This is a genomic window from Bacillus sp. EB106-07-01-XG149, assembly GCF_058791555.1.
In genome coordinates this window covers 602,514-622,824 of the sequence record NZ_JBYTDP010000002.1, presented here as the reverse complement: position 1 = coordinate 622,824, position 20,311 = coordinate 602,514, and the positions used below count along the sequence as shown (strand labels likewise).

The following is a 20,311-nucleotide window of genomic DNA, read 5'->3' as shown; positions in this document are numbered from 1 at the left end:
ATGTGGGAATAAGAACCAATTTTACATATGATATAGAAGGAAAAGAAGGGGAAGCTAAAGTTATAGACTGATTAGGAGGTTTCGCAATTTGCGACGTACATTATATCGACTTATGATCGAACTTACAAATGGTCGTTTTACTTCTTATATATTACGTAAATTTGCACAATCTCGTTTGAGTTCTATCATTATTCCATCGTATGCGAAAGTTTTTCAAATTAACCAAGATGAGATGGAAAAGGGTTTGAAGGAATATAGAACATTGCATGAATTATTTACGCGTAAGCTAAAAGAAGGAAAGCGTAGTGTTGATACAGATGCATCGAGTATCGTTAGTCCTGTTGATGGTGTTTTTGCTGATCACGGTCCTATTGAGGACACAAAAACATTTGATATTAAAGGTAAGCGTTATTCAATCGTGGATATGCTAGGTAATGAAGAACGTGCAAAGCGATATGCAGGTGGTACATACATAGTTATTTATTTAAGCCCAAGTCATTATCATCGTATTCATAGTCCGCTTTCTGGTTCTGTGACTGAAAGGTTTGTACTTGGTAGAAAATCATATCCGGTAAATGCAGCTGGTATGGAATACGGGAAAGAGCCATTATCAAAAAATTATCGCTCTGTTACAGAAGTAAATAGTGACGGTGAACATATGGCACTTGTAAAAGTAGGAGCTATGTTTGTCAATAGTATTGAGCTGTTGCATGAAAGAAGTACTGTTCAAAAAGGTGAAGAAATGGCATACTTTACATTTGGCTCAACAGTTGTGTTATTGTTTGAAAAAGATATGATAGAAGTAGTGCAGAATTTGAAGAGTGGACAAGAGCTTCGTCTTGGTGAAAAAATTGCTACTCGTTCGGCTCATAAGTAAAGAAAACATTTTATAACTGTAAGCAAGAGTTATGGACAAAGATGCTTAATGATGAAATTCCCTAGATGGGAGTACTTGTTTATTCGAGAGCCATCGCAGGATGGCTCTTTTTACAAGGTAGCTCATTAAAATTTCACTTTATATGTAATCAAGACGATTTGACAAGCTTGTCCTCTAATGAGCGTCTAATCATTTCTTGTTTTATAAGTAAAATGAAGTCGGGATTTAATTTTAGTTCTTTTGCTTTATAATAAGACTCAGTGAGTAACTCAGTAGATAACTGTTCCATATATTTTGTTTTCAAGGTGAGTCACCTCCTAATAATTTAAGGATTGATTCGTTGTTGCATTTAATGTACCAAAAAAATATGACAGTCACAAACGAGTGGTTATCCACATACCTAGGTGGATAAAATGTGTATAGATTGTTAGTAAATTCCAAATTGGCTGAAAAATTAATGTGGAAAATGTGTACAATTTTATCCACAGGTCATATATCGAAATATGTTGTCGAAAAATTTTTATGAAAACTCCTCAAAGAGGTGAAAGAAATTGAAGCTATTTTTACCAAATGAATATGTGAAAAATGTATATCATGTTCAACCAGAAGATTTGAAAAAACGTGGAATTAAAGGTGTCATTACTGATTTAGATAACACGTTAATTGAATGGGATCGTCCAAATGCAACGCCACAACTTGAAGAATGGTTTTTGAAAATGAAAGAGCAAGGCATTCAAGTAACGGTCGTTTCAAATAATAATGAGCAACGTGTGAAAGACTTTGCTGATCCATTAGGTATTCCATTTATTCATAGTGCGCGTAAGCCATTTGTTCGCGCGTTTAAGCGTGCGATACAAGAAATGCACCTGCAGCCAGATGAAGTTGTAGTAATTGGGGATCAGTTACTAACGGATGTGTTAGGTGGAAACCGAGTGGGACTTCATACGATTTTAGTTGTACCGGTAGCACAAACGGACGGATTAGTAACGCGCTTTAATCGAAAAATTGAACGAAGAATTATGAGAAATATGAAGAAAAAAGGTTTAATTAACTGGGAGGAATAAAGTTTGACTGAAACAATTAAATGTATTGGTTGCGGTGTAGAAATTCAAACAGAAGATAAAAATGAAGTAGGATATGCTCCTGCCTCATCTTTAGAGAAAGAACAAGTAATTTGTCAACGCTGTTTTCGCTTGAAGCATTACAACGAAATTCAAGATGTATCATTAACAGATGATGACTTCCTACGTATTCTAAACGGAATTGGAAAATCAGATGCATTAGTAGTTAAGATTGTAGATATTTTTGATTTTAATGGTAGCTGGTTACCTGGCTTACATCGTTTCGTGGGAAATAATAAAGTATTACTTGTTGGAAATAAAGCTGATTTAATTCCTAAGTCAGTAAAACATGATAAAGTAAAGCATTGGATGCGCTATAGTGCAAAGCAGCTAGGATTAAAGCCAGAAGATGTCTTTTTAATTAGTGCAGCAAAGGGACAAGGGATTGCTGAGCTGGCGGATGCTATTGAGTATTACCGCGGCGGAAAAGATGTTTACGTTGTTGGATGTACGAATGTAGGAAAATCAACATTTATTAATCGTATGATTAAAGAATTTAGTGATGAGACTGAAAATGTAATTACAACATCTCATTTCCCAGGAACAACACTGGATTTAATTGATATTCCGTTAGACGAAGAATCCTCTTTATATGATACGCCAGGTATTATTAACCACCATCAAATGGCTCATTATGTTGGAAAAGAAAGCTTAAAGCTTATTACACCAACAAAAGAAATTAAGCCAATGGTGTTCCAATTAAATGAAGAACAAACATTATTCTTCAGTGGATTGGCACGTTTTGATTATGTAAGTGGTGGTCGTCGTGCATTTACTTGTCACTTCTCGAATCGTTTAACAATCCATCGTACAAAGCTTGAGAAAGCAGATGAATTGTATAAAAATCATGCTGGGGATTTACTAAGCCCGCCAACACGAGAAGAATTAGAAAATATGCCAGAGTTAGTGAAATACGAATTTAATATTCGTGAACCAAAAACGGATGTTGTATTCTCTGGATTAGGATGGGTTACGGTAAACGAACCGGGAGCAAAAATTGTTGCACACGTACCAAAAGGAGTAAGTGTTTCGCTACGTAAATCTTTAATTTAATATGGAGAGGGATTTATGAAACAATTATATGGTGTAATCGGAAATCCAATTGGACATTCATTATCACCCGTTATGCATAACGATGCATTTGAACACTTGAATATGGATGCCCATTATCATGCATTTCTTGTTAAAGAGGAAGTGCTAGGGGAAGCAGTAAGAGGTTTAAAAGCATTAGGTATTTCAGGATTTAATGTAACAACTCCGCACAAAGTTGCTATTATGGATTATTTGGATGAGATTGACCCACTAGCAAAAAAAATTGGTGCAGTAAATACAGTGGTTCATAATGATGGGAAATTGATTGGCTACAATACAGATGGAATTGGTTTTGTCCGAGCGCTGCAGTCAATTAGTAGTGAACCACTTCAGGAGAAACGTATTTTATTGCTTGGCGCAGGTGGTGCTAGTCGAGCTATTTATTTTTCTCTTGCTGATGTAGGTGTGAAAGAGATTGATGTAGCTAATCGTACAGTAGATAAGGCGAAAGAACTTATTGCTGCATGTACGGCTACTGTTAATTCTGTTGCTTTATCGCTAGAAAAAGCAACGGAAGAACAAGGGAATTATGATATTATCATTCAGACGACAACAATAGGTATGCATCCACGCGTTGAACATACGCCATTACAAATTTCTTCGTTAAAAAAAGGGACGATTGTATCAGATATAATTTATAATCCATTTGAAACGAAAATTTTATGTGAGGCAAAAGAGCAAGGTGCAATGATTCAAAATGGTATTGATATGTTTGTTTATCAAGGTGCGCTTGCATTTGAAATGTGGACAGGGCGTGTACCAAATATCGATAGAATGAAACAATTAGTTATAAGAAAGCTTGGAGGCTAACATATATGTTAACAGGAAAACAAAAAAGATTTTTACGTGCACAAGCACATCATTTAACACCAATTTTTCAAGTAGGAAAAGGCGGAGTAAATGAAAATATGATTAAACAAATCGCAGATACTTTAGAAGTTCGTGAACTATTTAAAGTAAGTGTGCTACAAAACTGTGAATTCGATCGTCGTGAAGTTGCAGAAGAACTTGCAAAAGGCGCACGTGCTGAAATCGTTCAAGTAATTGGAAGTACAATCGTTTTATACAAAGAATCTAGAGAAAATAAACAAATTAAACTTCCGCGATCAAAAGAATAGCATATGCTATTTTTTATCGTTAGTGCGTAATGATGTAGAGAGCGAAACCAATTGAACTTTTATTAACGGTAACTCTCTTCGGATAGGAATGAAGAGAGTTACTGTAGGTAAAAGGAAGGGGCGTTTCTTTTGAGAAAAATTGGCATCATTGGCGGTACATTTGATCCGCCGCATTATGGGCATTTGCTAATTGCAAATGAAGTATATCACGCTTTGAATTTAGAAGAAGTATGGTTCTTACCGAACCAAATTCCGCCGCATAAACAAGGGCGTAATATTACAAGTGTAGAAAATCGCTTACAAATGTTAGAGCTTGCGACTGAGGCAGAGGAACATTTTTCTATTTGTTTAGAAGAGCTAAGCAGGAAGGGCCCATCTTATACGTATGACACTATGTTACAATTGACGAAGAAGTATCCGGATGTGCAGTTTCACTTTATTATTGGTGGAGATATGGTTGAGTATTTACCGAAGTGGTATAACATTGAAGCGTTACTCGATCTTGTGACGTTTGTTGGGGTTGCAAGACCTGGTTATACATTGCGTACGCCTTATCCTATCACCACTGTGGAAATTCCGGAGTTTGCAGTTTCTTCATCTTTATTGCGTGAGAGATATAAAGAGAAGAGAACATGTAAATATTTACTTCCTGAAAAAGTACAGGTGTATATCGAGAGGAATGGGTTGTATGAATCGTGAGAAAGCACTTCATATTGTCAAACAACAAATGCATGAAAAACGTTATATACACACAATAGGTGTAATGGAGACAGCAATTGAACTTGCTAAGTTATACGGTGTGGATGAAAAAAAGGCTGAAGTTGCAGCTATATTCCATGATTATGCGAAGTGTAGAGCGATTTCTGAGATGGAAGAGATTATTAAAAGTGAAGATTTGCCGAAAGATTTACTTTGTTATAACAAAGAGTTATGGCATGCACCTGTTGGGGCATACTTAGTAGAAAAAGAAGTAGGCATTACGGATCCTGAAATCCTGCAAGCTATTACATATCATACAAGTGGTCATGAGAAAATGACGATGTTAGATAAAGTAATTTATGTAGCTGATTACATTGAGCCTGGGCGAAAGTTTCCAGGGGTGGAGGAAGCTCGTAAACTCGCATATACGGATATAAATCAAGCTTTATTATTTGCGTTAAAGCGAACAATTCAATTTTTAATGGAAAAAAATCAAACGATTTATCCATTAACATTCCAAACATACAACGCAGTTATCAAGGAGGAAATTAGTAAATGAAAGATAAAGATTTATTAGTATTAGCAGCAAAAGCGGCTGATGATAAGAGAGCAGAAGATATGGTTGTCCTAAATATGCAAGGTATTTCACCAATTGCAGATTATTTCATTATTTGTCACGGTAACTCAGATAAGCAAGTGCAAGCAATTGCGCGTGAAATTAAATCAAAAGCACATGAGTTTGAAATCGACGTACAACGTATGGAAGGTTTTGACGAAGCACGCTGGGTACTAGTTGACCTTGGAGATGTAGTTGCTCATGTATTCCATAAAGATGAGCGTAATCACTATAATTTAGAGCGTCTTTGGGGCGATGTGCCACGTGAGGATATTACAGACGAGCTAGACCAATGAAATACGAACAATTTGCATTGTTGTACGACGAACTAATGAATGATGTTCCTTATGATAAATGGGTGGAATTCACAGAGGAAAGTTTACAGCAAGCGGATATGAAAGAGGCGAAGATTCTTGATGTAGCATGCGGTACTGGTAATGTAACACTTCCGCTTGTACAAAAGGGTTACGATTTAATCGGTGTCGATCTTTCAGAAGAGATGTTAACGGTCGCTCAGCAAAAACTAGGCGGAGAAGGATACTTTATTCCTTTTTACCAACAAGACATGCGAGAGCTTGATGTTCCAGGTGAGTTTGACTGTGTAACGATCTTTTGTGATTCATTAAATTATGTATTGCAAGAAGATGGAGTGCAAGAAACATTTCGAAGAGTGTTTCACCATTTACGTCAAGATGGTTTGTTTTTATTTGATGTACATTCTTTATATAAAATACATCATGTATTTCAAAATGAAACATACACAGTGAATGGAGAAGAAATATCTCTTATTTGGAATTGCTTCCCTGGTGAAGAATCAAATAGTGTAGAACATGATTTAACATTCTTTGTTCAAGACCCAGAAGAAGATGTGTACCATCGTTTTGACGAATGTCACGTGCAACGTGCATATCAGGTTGAAGAGTTAACGAAATGGCTTGAAGAAGCTGGTTTTACAGTGCTTCGTGTGACTGGTGACTTTGAGCGACTTGAAGTTACAGAACAAACAGAGCGTATTTTCTTCATGGCGAAGAAAAACGCATAAAACAAAAGCAACCGAGAAGGTTGCTTTTGTTTTATAAAGAAGTTGTAATTTTAGTTCTAGCATAATAGGAAGATGATATACGTGAAGTGTGAAAATGCTAGTTTAAGTGAAAATGTAATGTAAAAAAGTAAGTATTTATAAAAAGGATTTGGAATGACGATGACGTATTTATTATGTGTGTTTATTGAATTGTTGATCGACGCATTTTAAATCTTCATCAAATTTCTCATGTGTCCGCTCAATTAATTTATGAAACATATCCCCAACATGTTCTTCTAAAACACGAATGCCTTCTCCTGTAACGCCGCCTTTAACACATACTTTTTCTTGTAAAGTAGGCAATGTGAAAATCTCTTTTTCAAGTAGTTTCCCCATTCCAACGACCATTTCACTTACTAAAGTAGTGGCTTCTTCATGTGTAATATTTGTTTTATCTACAGCAGCGTTAATGAAACATTGTAATAAATAACTAAAGAATGCAGGGCCGCAGCTTGCTATATCAGATGAAACGCGCGTTATATCTTCTTCTATCATAAGAGGAGTAGAAATGTTTTTGAATAGGCGAAATAGCTTTTGTTGCCACTCTTCAGAGCATTTACTTCCAAATGTAAATAGTGATGCGCCAGACAGGGCGCGGTTTGTAATGCTCGGAATGATACGTGCAATGTGGCAAGGTACAAGCGTCTCTAATTGTGACGGAGATATTGGACTTGTGATAGAAACTAAGCACTTTTCATCAGAAAAATGTTCAGCGTATTTTTGTAGGATCGGGTATATATCTATCGGCTTTACGCAAATAAAAATAAGATGTGATCGTTCGATTACCTCATCGATAGTTTTGGCTATATGAACAGAAGGGTATTTTTCCTTTATATGATATGCTTTGGCGGGCGTTCGATTAATGATTGTAAGGCACGAAGGTTTGACAGCACGGGTTTCTAAAAATGCGTCGATTAGTATATTCCCCATGTTCCCTGTCCCTATAATTCCTATGTTCAATGTTTCATCCCTCCTTCGTAACAGCTTTCTCCTAAACAATATGAATGATGTTATAAATTTATGATTAGAGGTGTAAAATGATGTGGGATTTTCCAAAGAAATGGTTAGGATTAGTAGCTATTATTGGAACTGTATTTTTTCTTCTTTTTTGGAAAACGAACCAGCATACAGAGCGAACGGTCATTGCAACGGATGTTCAAGCGAAAGAGCTAGAGAAGAAAAGTAAACCGAAAATATCGGATACAAAGCAGCAGAAAAAAATAATTGTAATTGATATGAAAGGTGCTGTTGTTAAAGAGGGGGTGTATGAAATGAAAGAAGGGGACCGGGTCAAGGATGCTATTGAAAAGGCAGGTGGTTTTTTACCCGAGGCAGATAGGAAGAAGGTAAATTTAGCACAAATGGTACAAGACCAAATGATCCTTTATGTACCGAATGAAAACGAACAAGTGCAAGAGGTAGCTGCTATTGCAAAGGGGGAGGGGAAAGTTCAAATAAATGCAGCTTCTAAAGAACAACTTGAAAAAATTACAGGCATTGGTTCTCGGAAAGCAGAAAGTATTTTGAAATATCGAGAAGAACATGGTCCTTTTCAGAAAATAGAAGATTTGTTAGAGATTGATGGGATCGGTGTGAAGTCATTGGAAAAAATAAAAGATCAAATTATTATTCCGTAAAAGATTGACGAAGTTTTTCTTCATTCGCTACACTACAAGTAGACAAAAAAGTAGGTGAAAAATATGGAACGAATTTCATGGGATCAATATTTTATGACGCAAAGCCATCTGCTATCTTTACGTAGTACATGTACAAGGCTTGCAGTAGGAGCGACAATCGTTCGTGATAAACGAATTATTGCTGGTGGATATAATGGTTCAATTAAAGGTGGCGTACATTGTATAGATGATGGATGCTACGTTATTGATAATCATTGTGTTCGTACAATTCACGCAGAAATGAATGCTTTATTACAGTGTGCAAAATTCGGTGTGAAAACGGAGGAAGCGGAAATTTATGTTACGCATTTCCCTTGTTTACAATGCTGTAAGGCGATTATTCAAAGTGGTATTACAGCAGTTTATTATGCGCAGGATTATAAAAATCATCCATATGCCGTAGAGTTATTTGAAAAAGCGAATGTAACAGTGAAACACGTTCCGCTAGAATATAATATTGCAGCATTAGAGGATCAAAAGCGTCATATGGAGTTAAAAGAACTATTTGCATCTTTAGAAAAAGAAAACTTATCAATGGAAGAATTACAGCATGTATTCACGAAAGCAAAAATGATGCTATAAGGAGTGAGTATGAGTTGTATGGACAATGGGGCTATGTTGCAATCTCGTTTATCATAGGGATTGCAATTGCCTTTTCCACTTCAGTTTTATTGCTGACTTGTTGTCTCGTTTTGTATGTTTTCTATTGTTTATACCGTGCTTCGCGTAAAACCTTCTTTTTTTGTATGTTAGCGTGTTTTAGTGGCGCTATGTACATTACGTATATTCAAGGGCAAAACAAGCCTCTAGGAGAATCTTACGAAGTTACAAGGGGATTAATACAAAATACACCTCTTATTAACGGGGATCGCCTAACATTTCAAGTTGAAGATCAGAATAAAAATATAGTGCAGTTAAGTTACAAAATTAAATCGGCCTTGGAAAAGAAACAACTGCGACAATTACATGCAGGAGTATCATGTGTATTCGAAGGTGAGAGGAAAGAACCACCAATAGCTCGGAATTTTCATGGTTTTAATTATCGTGATTATTTGCATAAGCAAAATATTCATTTCATATTGGAGGCTACATATATTTCTGAATGCCAAAAAACTTCGTTGTCACTCGTGCAATGGATTCTTCTTTTGAGACAGCAAGCAATCTCGGGCGTTACAGAAATGTTTCCAGCGCAATCAGGTGCTTTTATGAATGCATTAGTATTCGGTGATAGACAACAAATGACATTTGAAGTTGAAGAGCAATATCAGCAATTTGGTCTTGTACATTTGTTGGCGATTTCAGGATCGCATATCGTATTGTTAATGGTGATTGTGTATTTTGTTTTGCTAAGAAGTGGTGTAACGAGGGAGGTAGCGACAGTATGTCTTATCTTTTGTATTCCTCTATATATGATTTTAGCAGGAGCATCACCGTCTGTTATAAGAGCTTCTATAACAGGAGTTTTGATGTTGATTGCTTTCATATGTTCTATTCGTTTATCTAGCTTAGATGCTTTAAGCGTTACAGCTATATGCATGCTTATATTTGATCCGTATCTTGTTTTTAATATTGGCTTTCAGTTTTCGTTCGTTGGTAGTTTCGCCTTGCTTTTGTCAGCCCCGCTTTTACTAGATAGTAGTAATGGAGTAATCCGAAATTCCATTTATATTTCTTTTATTTCACAACTCGTTAGTACTCCGATTTTGTTATATCACTTCGGTTATTTTTCTCCATATAGTATTTTTCTTAATATCCTATACGTTCCGTTTTTATCTCTTATTGTATTGCCGGGTAGTATTATCGTTTTGGTATGTATACCGATCGTCCCGTTTCTTGCAAAAGGACTTGCGAATGTACTATCAATAGGTTTGAATCTTTCTAATGATTTTCTAAGTTATTGTGAAAATTTACCGTTTATCCGCCTTGTTTTCGGGCAAACACCTATATTTCTTGTAGCTCTATATTACGCGAGTATTGTTAGTATATTGATGGTTTGGGAAAGGCGGGTGTCGAAGAAAATTATGTTCGTAGCTTCGGGTATATTTCTTTTTGTTTGTACATGTCATTATGTATATCCGTATTTTAGAGAAAGTGGGAGTGTTACATTTCTTGATGTTGGACAGGGAGACGCAATTTTAATTCGCCTCCCGTACGATAAAGAGATTTACCTCATTGATACTGGTGGAACAATGCGTGCAAATAAGGAAGAATGGCAACGGAAAAAGCATGAATTTTCTGTTGGAAATGATATTTTAATCCCTTATTTACAAAAGGAAGGGATTAAAACAATCGATAAATTAATCGTAACGCATGGAGATGCGGATCATATAGGTGCTGCGCAAGAGTTATTATCAAATATAACCGTAAAAGAAGTTGTATTTGGCCGAAAAGAACAAGATGCGGTATTAGAAAAAGTATTAAAGAAACAGGCATTAGAAAAGGAAGTGAAAATAAGTGAAGTGGGAGAAGGAGAGAGTTGGAGCGTAAATGAAGCGGAATTTTTTGTGTTAGCTCCAACAGGAAAAGCGAGGAGTGAAAATAACGCTTCAATTGTAATATGGGCAAATTTAGGAGGGGTAACGTGGCTGTTTACAGGTGATTTAGAAGAAGAAGGAGAGAAATTTTTAATAGCTACGTATCCAGATTTACGGGCGGATGTTTTAAAGGTTGCTCATCATGGGAGTAATACGTCATCTATAGTGCCTTTTTTGAGCGCTGTACAGCCTGATGTAGCGGTTATTTCTGTCGGTGAGCGTAATAGGTATGGGCATCCTCATAAGGAGGTGATAGAGCGTTTAGAGAAGATGGGGATTGAAATATGGCGTACGGATAAGCAAGGCGCTATTTCCTATGTTTTTAAAGTGGAACACGGAACCTTTCGTAGCAAAATCACATATGATGAAACACATAATAGATAAAAAAGAAGACTGCCAGTAAGCAGCAGTCTTTAAGAACCGATAAATTTAATAACAGTTGCAATGATGAAAAGTGTTGCGAAAAAACCAAATGAGACGATAAATCCTACCCCTGAATCAATAGCGTCATTGCGTTTACTTTGAACGTTTTGTTCAAAATCATTCATTTAGAATCCCTCCCCAACATTCCACTTTAGTATAAAATATTGTCAGAAAAAAATCTACAATTTCCATATGAAGAGAAATCGAGCGTTTTTACTACTTTTAAATCGTTAAGGAACGTGAGTTTTTTGTTTCCAAGCATGTTAACAGTTGGCACTTATACTTGAATTTTTATTGTGAATAATAAAGGGAAGGTGATTACCGCACACCAATAAGAAACCCGGGGCTTATTGCGTGGCGTTTAATATAAATAAAGGAACGGGTCATAAAGCCTGTTCCTTTGTACTTGTAAAACGAAAGCTAGGGCATTAGTATAAATATATATTGCCAAGTTAGGGAGTAGGAAAAAGTATGAGTGATATACATAAAAAGATTAAAAAGAAGCAGTTTGCGCCGTTGTATTTACTGTATGGAACGGAAGCGTTTTTTATAAATGAAACGATAAAGCTTATTACAACAGAAGCGCTTGAAGAGGAAGATCGCGAGTTTAATGTTGTGACATATGATTTAGAAGAAGCGTATTTAGAAGATGTGGTTGAGGATGCACGTACACTTCCTTTTTTCGGGGAACGTAAAGTGATAGTAATAAAATCACCACTATTTTTAACTTCACAAAAAGAAAAATTAGAGCAAAATATAAAAATTTTAGAAGAATATATTGGGGAGCCTTCTCCATTTTCTATTCTTGTTTTTGTTGCGCCTTACGAAAAACTTGATGAACGAAAAAAAATTACAAAACTATTAAAGAAAACAGCGGACTTAGTAGAAGCGAATGCGATGCAAGTGCAGGATGTTCAGAAGTGGATTGTTGCTCGTGCAGATGAAGTGCATGTGCATATAGATAATGCAGCTGTTAGTTTGTTGTTAGAGCTTGTGGGAAGTAATGTAACGATGTTGGCGAAGGAAATGGACAAGTTAACGTTATACGTCGGTATGGGCGGAGAGATTACACCGAAACTTGTTGCGGAGCTTGTGCCAAAATCGGTTGAACAAAATGTGTTTGCTTTGACAGAAAAAGTGGTAAAAAAAGATATCGCGGGTGCGATGCAAATTTTGGATGGATTATTTACGCAGCAAGAGGAACCCATTAAACTGCTTGCGTTATTAGTAAGTCAATTCCGCTTGCTCTATCAAGTGAAAGAGTTACAGCAGCGTGGTTATGGACAAAATCAAATTGCGTCTCATATTGGTGTGCATCCATATCGTGTAAAGTTAGCGATGAATCAAACGAAGTTTTTCTCTTTTGAAGAATTAAAAAAAGTGATTATAGAATTAGCGGAAGCTGATTATAGTATGAAGACTGGAAAAATGGATAAGAAACTTGTACTTGAGTTTTTCTTAATGCGGTTAAATCATATGTGATGAAACAAAAAGTTCACGTGCTTAGCACGTGAACTTTTTGTATATAAAAAAACGATCCAAATGGATCGTTTTTTAAACGCCTTACGCGTTTACTTGTTTCGCTAAGCGAGATTTTTGACGAGCTGCAGCGTTTTGGTGGATAAGACCTTTACGAGCTGCTTTGTCAAGTTTTTTAGAAGCAGTTTTGAAAGCTTCTTTAGCATTTTCAAGATCGTTATTAGTAACTAAAGCTTCTACAGTTTTAACAGCAGAACGCATGTCAGACTTGATAGAAGCGTTATGTGAACGACGCTCTTCGCTAAGTTTAGCGCGTTTGATAGCAGATTTGATGTTTGCCATACTTTTCACCTCCCTGGTGCAATCGAATGACTCGATTCTTAACATAGAACAAGTGATATTCTATCAAACGGTGAAGAGAATTGCAATAGTATATCAATGAAATTTCACGTAAAGGAAAGAATGACCTTATATAACTTTGGGAAATCTAACGATATTTACTATGAATTACGGAGGAGATACGATGAAAGAACCATTAGATTTAAGTAAATATAGTGTTAGAACGGACCTTGCTGTAGAGGCACATGAAATGCTGCAAGAGAGTCAAGAAGAGCAAAAAGGGATACAAGGAGTTATTGTAAAAGAGAGGGAAGAAGAAGGTATTACCATTACAAAAGTAACGATTGATGAAATTGCCTCTGAATCGATGGGTAAAAAACCTGGAAGTTATTTAACGCTTGAAGTACAAGGCATACGTCAACAAGATACGGAACTGCAACAAAAAGTAGAGCGCATTTTTGCAAAAGAATTTTCTTATTTCTTAGAAGAGGTTGGCGTTACGAAAGAAGCGAGTTGTTTAATTGTTGGTCTTGGGAATTGGAATGTAACGCCAGATGCGCTTGGACCGATCGTTGTAGAAAATGTATTGGTAACGAGACATTTGTTTCAATTGCAGTCTGAAAGTGTAGAAGAAGGGTTTAGGCCTGTTAGTGCAATTCGGCCGGGAGTAATGGGAATTACAGGAATCGAAACGAGCGATGTCATTTATGGAATCATTGAGAAGACGAAGCCAGACTTTGTCATTGCAATTGATGCATTAGCTGCCCGCTCTATTGAACGAGTAAATAGTACGATACAAATTTCTGATACGGGAATTCATCCTGGATCGGGTGTTGGGAATAAGCGTAAGGAACTCAGTAAAGAAACATTGGGTATTCCTGTTATCGCGATTGGTGTCCCGACTGTGGTTGATGCAGTTTCGATTACAAGCGATACAATTGATTTTATTTTGAAACATTTTGGACGGGAGATGAAAGAAGGAAACAAACCTTCCCGTTCTTTGTTGCCAGCCGGTTTTACATTTGGAGAAAAGAAAAAATTAACAGAAGAAGATATGCCGGATGACAAGAGTCGGAATATGTTTTTAGGTGCTGTAGGTACACTGGAAGATGAAGAGAAGAGAAAATTAATTTATGAAGTGTTATCTCCTCTTGGCCATAATTTAATGGTGACTCCGAAAGAAGTGGATGCTTTCATAGAAGATATGGCAAATGTAATAGCGAGTGGTTTAAATGCAGCCTTGCATCATCAAATTGACCAAGATAATACAGGAGCATATACACATTGATGGGAAGAGACGATAATCGTTTAAGCCGTTTTTCGCTTTTATGTATATGTAGTGCGGCCTTATGTTTACTTATGATAATAGCAGGGGTGGCACTTGCTAATCATGGTTTGAAAAGTATGAAAGGTTATCAGCAAATGTCGTATGAACAAATAGCTCATATGACAGGAACAGAGGGTGCGGGTGCTGAATCAGAAATTTTGGGAAGTTCGTTTTCCGTTACTGAAAAACAAAAACAATTAGAAAGCTTAAAAAGCTTTAATGTTGTAGAAGGAATTGGTATGGCAATAGCAAGTGCTACTTATGAAGTAACAAAGTTTGGAACGGATATAGTTGTTGGGAAAGTGAGAGATATTTTTAGTTAAGGGTAGCAGGAAGAACGGTTGTCTTACCATTTTGTACGACAGCCGTTTTTAAATTTGAAAAAGGTTTGTCTCTTATGGTTTGTTCGCATAAGATATAGATAGAATGATTTGTATTGTAAGCAGCACGAGTTTTCATTGAATCTTTGCTGCTCTATTGATATAATCAGTGCTAGTGTATATTGGCGAGACTATTAGGAGTTGAGAACATAGATGAACAAAGAAGAAAGAGCAAAAAGACAGTCCAAAATCCGTAATTTCTCTATCATTGCTCATATTGACCACGGAAAATCAACGTTAGCAGACCGTATTTTAGAGAAAACAAACGCGTTAACACAACGTGAAATGAAAGCTCAATTGCTTGACTCTATGGATTTAGAGCGTGAGCGCGGTATTACAATTAAATTAAATGCAGTACAACTAACGTATAAAGCGAAAGACGGCGAAGAATATATTCTTCACTTAATTGATACACCAGGACATGTCGACTTTACGTACGAAGTATCTCGTAGTTTAGCGGCTTGTGAAGGTGCAATTCTTGTTGTGGATGCAGCACAAGGGATTGAGGCGCAAACATTAGCGAACGTATATTTAGCGCTTGATAATAATTTGGAAATATTACCAGTTATTAATAAAATCGACTTACCAAGTGCGGACCCAGAGCGTGTACGTCAAGAGGTAGAAGATGTAATTGGTTTAGATGCATCGGAAGCTGTACTTGCTTCAGCGAAAGCTGGTATTGGTATTGAAGATATTTTAGAACAAATCGTTGAAAAGGTACCGGCTCCAACGGGGGATTCAGAAGAGCCTTTACAATGTATGATTTTCGATTCTTTATATGACCCGTACCGCGGTGTAATTGCATATATCCGTGTTGTAAATGGAACGGTAAAAGTTGGCGATAAAGTACGTATGATGGCAACTGGAAAAGAATTTGAAGTAACAGAAGTAGGTGTGTTTACACCGAAAACAACGCAACGTGACGAGTTAACAGTAGGTGATGTAGGTTTCTTAGCGGCATCTATTAAAAACGTAGGTGATACACGCGTAGGTGATACGATTACACATGCGAAACGTCCGGCTGCAGAGGCGTTAGCAGGGTATCGTAAGTTAAACCCGATGGTATTCTGTGGTTTATATCCAATTGATTCTGCCCGTTACAACGACTTACGTGATGCGTTAGAAAAATTAGAGTTAAATGATTCTGCTCTTGAGTTTGAACCAGAAACATCTCAAGCGCTAGGATTTGGTTTCCGTTGTGGCTTCTTAGGACTTCTTCACATGGAAATCATTCAAGAACGTATTGAACGTGAATTTAAAATCGATTTAATTACAACAGCACCAAGCGTTATTTATAAAGTTTATTTAACAAACGGTGAAGATGTTATTGTTGATAATCCATCTAATATGCCAGATCCACAGTCTATCGATCGTGTAGAGGAGCCGTTTGTGAAGGCTTCAATTATGGTTCCGAATGACTATGTGGGAGCTGTAATGGAAATTTGCCAAGGTAAACGTGGAACGTTTATTGATATGCAATATTTAGATGAAACACGTGTTACACTAACATACGAAATTCCGTTATCAGAAATCGTATATGACTTCTTCGATCAGTTGAAATCAAATACGAAAGGATATGCATCGTTTGACTACGAGTTAATTGGTTACAAACCATCGAAACTTGTGAAAATGGATATTCTTTTAAATAACGAACAAGTCGATGCTCTATCATTTATCGTACACCGTGATTCAGCATATGACCGTGGTAAAGTAATCGTAGAGAAATTAAAAGAATTAATTCCAAGACAACAGTTCGAAGTACCAATTCAGGCGACTATCGGAAACAAGGTTGTAGCACGTTCTACAATTAAGGCGATGCGTAAAAACGTACTTGCGAAATGTTATGGTGGTGACATTTCTCGTAAGCGTAAACTTCTTGATAAGCAAAAAGAAGGTAAAAAACGTATGAAGTCTGTTGGTTCTGTAGAAGTACCGCAAGAAGCATTCATGGCTGTACTGAAAATGGATGACAACTAATAATTGATTGTTATTTCGTACGAATTGAGATAAAAAAAGAAGTCGTTTATACGGCTTCTTTTTTATGTATAATTACTTTTTAGACAACGTAGCTTCTCTCATTTACAATAGTGAGGTGGCTATATTTATGAATGATTGATATAGAGTTAGGAGACTATTAATGTCCGAAAATATTCGAAAAGATATTCACGAGAAAATACAAAATGGCAATTTTAATTGTGAAAAGGAATTGACGCTTTCTATTATTAGCGGGAAGTGGAAAGTTGTGATACTGTGGCATCTTGGTGTGGAAGGGCCTCATCGTTTTAGTGAATTACAACGATTATTCCCAAGCATTTCTCATAAAGTTTTGTCGAACCAATTAAAAGAGTTAATGGAAGATGGGATTGTTGACCGAACAGTATACCCAGAAATTCCTCCGCGAGTAGAGTATTATATGACGGAATTAGGCATGTCGCTTTTACCGATCGTTGAAATGATGTATGATTGGGGAAAAATGCGAATGGAACAAATTCGTAATACGTTAGAGAAGTGAAGATTCCTCCGGAGTGCGGAGGTTTTCTTTTTAGAAAGGTAGGAGTTATATTTGGTGCAAGCTGCATATATTCATATTCCATTTTGTCAGCATATTTGTCACTATTGTGATTTTAATAAAGTGTTTATTGAACGCCAACCGGTCGATCAATATTTAGAGTATTTAGAGAAAGAAATAATAAATACAGTTCAAAAAGTACCGTTTGATAGTATGAAAACGATTTTTGTTGGTGGAGGAACTCCGACAGCTTTAAATATGGAACAGACAAAAAAGTTACTAGATATTATAAACCGTCGCTTACGTCCGTTTGCTCCAAATTGTGAATTAACATTTGAAGCGAATCCAGGTGATTTACCGAAAGAGAAGTTAAATGTATTGCTAGAAGGTGGAGTGAACCGAATTAGTTTTGGTGTGCAAACATTTCGGGATGAGTTGCTTGAGAAAATTGGGCGTAAGCATACGAGGGAAGATGCGTTTGTAGCAATTAGAGAAGCGCAGGAAGTGGGCTTTAAAAATATAAATGTAGATATTATTTATGCTCTGCCAGGGCAGACGATAGAAGATGTAAAAGAAACATTAGACATTGCTTTTACGCTTGGTGTACAACATTTCTCGGCATATTCATTAATTGTGGAACCGAAAACTGTGTTTTATAACTTAATGAATAAAGGGAAATTAAGACTTCCAGGTGAAGATCATGAAGCGAAAATGTATGAAATGGTAATGGATGAAATGGAGAAACACGGCTATACTCAGTATGAAATTAGCAATTTCTCAAAAGGTGATAATGAAAGTAGACACAATCTCACATACTGGAATAATGAAGAGTATTATGGATTTGGAGCTGGAGCGCACAGTTATGTAAATGGAGAACGTATCCAAAATGTAGGGCCGCTCAAGCAATATTTCAATAAAATTGATGAAACTGGATTTCCATATTTAGATGTTCACGCGGTGACGGAGAAAGAAAGAATGGAAGAAGAGTTGTTCTTAGGACTTCGAAAAACACAAGGTGTATCTAAAATATTGTTTCAAAAGAAATTTAATATGGAGATGAATCAAGTTTTCGCGAAGCAGTTGCAAAAAAATCAAGAACAAGGATTGCTTGAAGAGAAAGATGGATATGTTCGTTTAACGCGAAAAGGAAAATTATTAGGGAATGAAGTATTCCAATCATTTTTGATTGACTAATTAAATGTTCCATAAACGTGAAAAAGTTTCATTATTTCGTGACGTTTCCGTTGACAATTGAATGTCAATTTTGGTAAGTTATTAATAGATTTAGCACTCGAAGACAAAGAGTGCTAACAGAGGTGATGATGAGATGCTTACGGAACGTCAGCTCTTAATTTTACAAACAATTATTGATGACTTTATTGGATCAGCGCAACCTGTTGGGTCGAGGACGTTGGCTAAGAAAGATGAAATTACGTTTAGTTCAGCTACTATTCGAAATGAAATGGCTGATTTAGAGGAACTAGGATTTATTGAGAAAACGCATAGTTCTTCAGGACGTGTTCCTTCTGAAAAAGGATATCGTTTTTATGTAGACCATCTTTTAGCGCCGCAAAACTTACCGAACGATGAAATTGTACAAATTAAAGATTTATTTGCTGAAAGAATTTTTGAAGCGGAAAAGATTGCACAGCAATCGGCTCAAATTTTATCAGAGCTTACGAATTATACGGCCATTGTTCTTGGACCGAAGTTAAGCACAAATAAACTTAAAAACGTACAAATTGTACCGCTTGATCGTCAAACTGCAGTCGCTATTATTGTAACGGATACAGGGCATGTACAAAGCAAAACGATTACCGTTCCGGAATCTGTTGATTTATCAGATTTAGAAAAAATGGTTAATATTTTAAATGAAAAGCTGTCGGGTGTACCGATGGCAGAACTGCATAACAAAATCTTTAAAGAGATTGTTACAGTTTTACGTGGATATGTTCATAATTACGATAGTGCAATAAAAATGTTAGATGGTACATTTCAAGTTCCTTTATCGGAAAAGATATACTTTGGAGGCAAAGCAAATATGCTTTCGCAACCAGAGTTCCATGACATTCACAAAGTAAGATCCTTGCTGACGATGATTGATAATGAAGCCGAGTTTTATGACATTTTGCGTCATAAACAAGTAGGTATTCAAGTGAACATTGGTAGGGAAAACTCTGCGACGGCCATGGAAGATTGTAGTTTAATTTCTGCAACATATTCGATTGGAGAAGAACAGCTTGGAACAATTGCTATTTTAGGTCCGACAAGAATGCAATACTCTCGGGTAATTAGTTTGTTACAGTTATTTACGAGACAATTTACTGATGGACTTAAAAAGTAAATGAGAGTAATACATTCGCTCAAGTAATGAAATTTTCATTGCTGTGTGTAATATATAATGCTTAGGTAATTGTGTTCAGCATAATACCTAATACCTTTTAAGGAGGTGAATATTGTGGAAGAGCGTAACGAACAAGTGGTAGAAGAAGTAAAAGAAGCGCAAGTTGAAGAAGCTGTCACGACAGAAAACAGTGAAAAAACTGTAGAAGAAAAAAGTGAGGCTGCTCTTTTACAAGAAAAAGTAGATGAGTTACAAGCGAAGCTAACGGAAACGGAAGGTCGCACATTACGTCTACAAGCTGATTTTGAAAATTATAAGCGTCGTGTCCAAATGGATAAACAGGCTGCTGAAAAATATAGAGCACAAAGTCTAGTTTCAGATATTTTGCCAGCTCTTGATAATTTTGAAAGAGCGATGCAAGTGGAAGCGACTGATGAGCAAACGAAATCCTTGTTACAAGGTATGGAAATGGTGCATCGTCAATTGCTAGAAGCGTTGACTAAAGAAGGTGTTGAAGCGATTGAAGCTGTTGGTAAACAGTTTGATCCTAATGAACACCAAGCTATTATGCAAGTGGAAGATAGTGAATTTGAATCGAACGCGGTAGTTGAAGAATTCCAAAAAGGTTATAAACTAAAAGACCGCGTGATTCGCCCATCAATGGTAAAAGTAAATCAATAATTTACATAAAAGTAG

The 20,311-nt window shown here is 36.4% G+C and carries 24 protein-coding genes; 20 read left to right on the top strand and 4 right to left on the bottom strand.

The features are described from left to right. Nucleotides 1-88: 88 nt before the first annotated feature. The gene (locus tag AC3WTA_RS09345) at nucleotides 89-877 is read left to right on the top strand and encodes a phosphatidylserine decarboxylase (RefSeq protein WP_001255006.1); all 789 of its coding nucleotides are present in this window, start codon (nucleotides 89-91) and stop codon (nucleotides 875-877) included. A gap of 148 nt (nucleotides 878-1,025) precedes the next feature. Here the strand turns inward: AC3WTA_RS09345 and AC3WTA_RS09340 are convergent, their stop codons facing one another. Further along, entirely contained in the window at nucleotides 1,026-1,181 is a 156-nt protein-coding gene (locus tag AC3WTA_RS09340) for a sporulation histidine kinase inhibitor Sda (protein ID WP_000853283.1), read from the bottom strand. A 247-nt stretch (nucleotides 1,182-1,428) separates the two neighbouring features. On the opposite strand from AC3WTA_RS09340, the gene AC3WTA_RS09335 reads away from it, so the two are divergent. From AC3WTA_RS09335 to AC3WTA_RS09300, 8 genes are all read left to right on the top strand, one after another. Continuing rightward, complete coding sequence (locus AC3WTA_RS09335; RefSeq protein ID WP_000765308.1) at nucleotides 1,429-1,941, top strand: YqeG family HAD IIIA-type phosphatase; 513 nt, start codon at nucleotides 1,429-1,431, stop codon at nucleotides 1,939-1,941. Nucleotides 1,942-1,944: 3 nt separating this feature from the next. Continuing rightward, nucleotides 1,945-3,051 carry a ribosome biogenesis GTPase YqeH gene (gene yqeH / locus AC3WTA_RS09330; protein WP_492332868.1) on the top strand — a complete coding sequence of 369 codons (1,107 nt, stop codon included), beginning with the start codon at nucleotides 1,945-1,947 and terminating at the stop codon, nucleotides 3,049-3,051. Nucleotides 3,052-3,066: 15 nt separating this feature from the next. Then, on the top strand, nucleotides 3,067-3,900 hold the full coding sequence (gene aroE / locus AC3WTA_RS09325; protein ID WP_000812085.1) for a shikimate dehydrogenase: 834 nt from the start codon (nucleotides 3,067-3,069) through the stop codon (nucleotides 3,898-3,900). 5 nt (nucleotides 3,901-3,905) lie between these two features. Beyond that, complete coding sequence (gene yhbY, locus AC3WTA_RS09320; protein WP_000955225.1) at nucleotides 3,906-4,208, top strand: ribosome assembly RNA-binding protein YhbY; 303 nt, start codon at nucleotides 3,906-3,908, stop codon at nucleotides 4,206-4,208. Between the two features lie 129 nt (nucleotides 4,209-4,337). Then, nucleotides 4,338-4,907, top strand: a complete 570-nt coding sequence (nadD, locus tag AC3WTA_RS09315; protein ID WP_001226041.1) for a nicotinate-nucleotide adenylyltransferase — start codon at nucleotides 4,338-4,340, stop codon at nucleotides 4,905-4,907. Next, complete coding sequence (yqeK, locus tag AC3WTA_RS09310) at nucleotides 4,897-5,466, top strand: bis(5'-nucleosyl)-tetraphosphatase (symmetrical) YqeK (protein WP_001078363.1); 570 nt, start codon at nucleotides 4,897-4,899, stop codon at nucleotides 5,464-5,466. Before nadD ends, yqeK begins: the two co-directional genes overlap by 11 nt. Continuing rightward, entirely contained in the window at nucleotides 5,463-5,819 is a 357-nt protein-coding gene (rsfS, locus tag AC3WTA_RS09305; protein ID WP_000653202.1) for a ribosome silencing factor, read from the top strand. Before yqeK ends, rsfS begins: the two co-directional genes overlap by 4 nt. Continuing rightward, nucleotides 5,816-6,565, top strand: a complete 750-nt coding sequence (locus AC3WTA_RS09300; RefSeq protein WP_000873068.1) for a class I SAM-dependent methyltransferase — start codon at nucleotides 5,816-5,818, stop codon at nucleotides 6,563-6,565. The genes rsfS and AC3WTA_RS09300 overlap by 4 nt, the downstream gene beginning before the upstream one ends. Nucleotides 6,566-6,736: 171 nt before the next feature. Here the strand turns inward: AC3WTA_RS09300 and comER are convergent, their stop codons facing one another. Next, nucleotides 6,737-7,564 (bottom strand): late competence protein ComER, encoded by an 828-nt coding sequence (comER, locus tag AC3WTA_RS09295; protein WP_001020548.1) that lies wholly within the window; start codon nucleotides 7,562-7,564, stop codon nucleotides 6,737-6,739. A gap of 77 nt (nucleotides 7,565-7,641) precedes the next feature. On the opposite strand from comER, the gene AC3WTA_RS09290 reads away from it, so the two are divergent. The 3 genes from AC3WTA_RS09290 (at nucleotide 7,642) to AC3WTA_RS09280 (ending at nucleotide 11,198) form a co-directional block, all read left to right on the top strand. Next, nucleotides 7,642-8,241 (top strand): helix-hairpin-helix domain-containing protein, encoded by a 600-nt coding sequence (locus tag AC3WTA_RS09290; protein WP_000989938.1) that lies wholly within the window; start codon nucleotides 7,642-7,644, stop codon nucleotides 8,239-8,241. 63 nt (nucleotides 8,242-8,304) lie between these two features. Continuing rightward, on the top strand, nucleotides 8,305-8,862 hold the full coding sequence (locus tag AC3WTA_RS09285; RefSeq protein WP_000439786.1) for a ComE operon protein 2: 558 nt from the start codon (nucleotides 8,305-8,307) through the stop codon (nucleotides 8,860-8,862). 14 nt (nucleotides 8,863-8,876) lie between these two features. Further along, nucleotides 8,877-11,198 (top strand): DNA internalization-related competence protein ComEC/Rec2, encoded by a 2,322-nt coding sequence (locus tag AC3WTA_RS09280; protein WP_492332867.1) that lies wholly within the window; start codon nucleotides 8,877-8,879, stop codon nucleotides 11,196-11,198. A 29-nt stretch (nucleotides 11,199-11,227) separates the two neighbouring features. On the opposite strand, the gene AC3WTA_RS09275 is transcribed toward AC3WTA_RS09280, so the two are convergent. Further along, nucleotides 11,228-11,362 (bottom strand): YqzM family protein, encoded by a 135-nt coding sequence (locus AC3WTA_RS09275; protein WP_000997609.1) that lies wholly within the window; start codon nucleotides 11,360-11,362, stop codon nucleotides 11,228-11,230. Between the two features lie 346 nt (nucleotides 11,363-11,708). Here AC3WTA_RS09275 and holA point away from each other — a divergent pair, with 346 nt between their 5' ends. After that, nucleotides 11,709-12,719, top strand: a complete 1,011-nt coding sequence (holA, locus tag AC3WTA_RS09270; protein WP_001279911.1) for a DNA polymerase III subunit delta — start codon at nucleotides 11,709-11,711, stop codon at nucleotides 12,717-12,719. An 81-nt stretch (nucleotides 12,720-12,800) separates the two neighbouring features. Here holA and rpsT read toward each other — a convergent pair whose 3' ends face one another. Beyond that, entirely contained in the window at nucleotides 12,801-13,058 is a 258-nt protein-coding gene (rpsT, locus tag AC3WTA_RS09265) for a 30S ribosomal protein S20 (protein ID WP_001274014.1), read from the bottom strand. Nucleotides 13,059-13,239: 181 nt separating this feature from the next. Here rpsT and gpr point away from each other — a divergent pair, with 181 nt between their 5' ends. From gpr to grpE, 7 genes are all read left to right on the top strand, one after another. Continuing rightward, the gene (gpr, locus tag AC3WTA_RS09260) at nucleotides 13,240-14,343 is read left to right on the top strand and encodes a GPR endopeptidase (protein ID WP_492332866.1); all 1,104 of its coding nucleotides are present in this window, start codon (nucleotides 13,240-13,242) and stop codon (nucleotides 14,341-14,343) included. Continuing rightward, nucleotides 14,340-14,705, top strand: coding sequence for a YqxA family protein (locus AC3WTA_RS09255; RefSeq protein ID WP_002096303.1), 366 nt, complete (start codon nucleotides 14,340-14,342; stop codon nucleotides 14,703-14,705). Before gpr ends, AC3WTA_RS09255 begins: the two co-directional genes overlap by 4 nt. A 210-nt stretch (nucleotides 14,706-14,915) precedes the next feature. Beyond that, nucleotides 14,916-16,739 carry an elongation factor 4 gene (gene lepA / locus AC3WTA_RS09250; RefSeq protein WP_001030960.1) on the top strand — a complete coding sequence of 608 codons (1,824 nt, stop codon included), beginning with the start codon at nucleotides 14,916-14,918 and terminating at the stop codon, nucleotides 16,737-16,739. A gap of 160 nt (nucleotides 16,740-16,899) precedes the next feature. Continuing rightward, nucleotides 16,900-17,274: a winged helix-turn-helix transcriptional regulator gene (locus tag AC3WTA_RS09245; RefSeq protein WP_001293536.1), complete on the top strand. Its 375-nt coding sequence runs from the start codon at nucleotides 16,900-16,902 to the stop codon at nucleotides 17,272-17,274. 51 nt (nucleotides 17,275-17,325) lie between these two features. Then, the gene (hemW, locus tag AC3WTA_RS09240) at nucleotides 17,326-18,465 is read left to right on the top strand and encodes a radical SAM family heme chaperone HemW (RefSeq protein WP_033657623.1); all 1,140 of its coding nucleotides are present in this window, start codon (nucleotides 17,326-17,328) and stop codon (nucleotides 18,463-18,465) included. Nucleotides 18,466-18,598: 133 nt separating this feature from the next. Continuing rightward, entirely contained in the window at nucleotides 18,599-19,615 is a 1,017-nt protein-coding gene (gene hrcA, locus AC3WTA_RS09235; protein WP_000954947.1) for a heat-inducible transcriptional repressor HrcA, read from the top strand. 114 nt (nucleotides 19,616-19,729) lie between these two features. Beyond that, complete coding sequence (gene grpE / locus AC3WTA_RS09230) at nucleotides 19,730-20,296, top strand: nucleotide exchange factor GrpE (RefSeq protein WP_000392716.1); 567 nt, start codon at nucleotides 19,730-19,732, stop codon at nucleotides 20,294-20,296. Nucleotides 20,297-20,311: the final 15 nt, after the last annotated feature.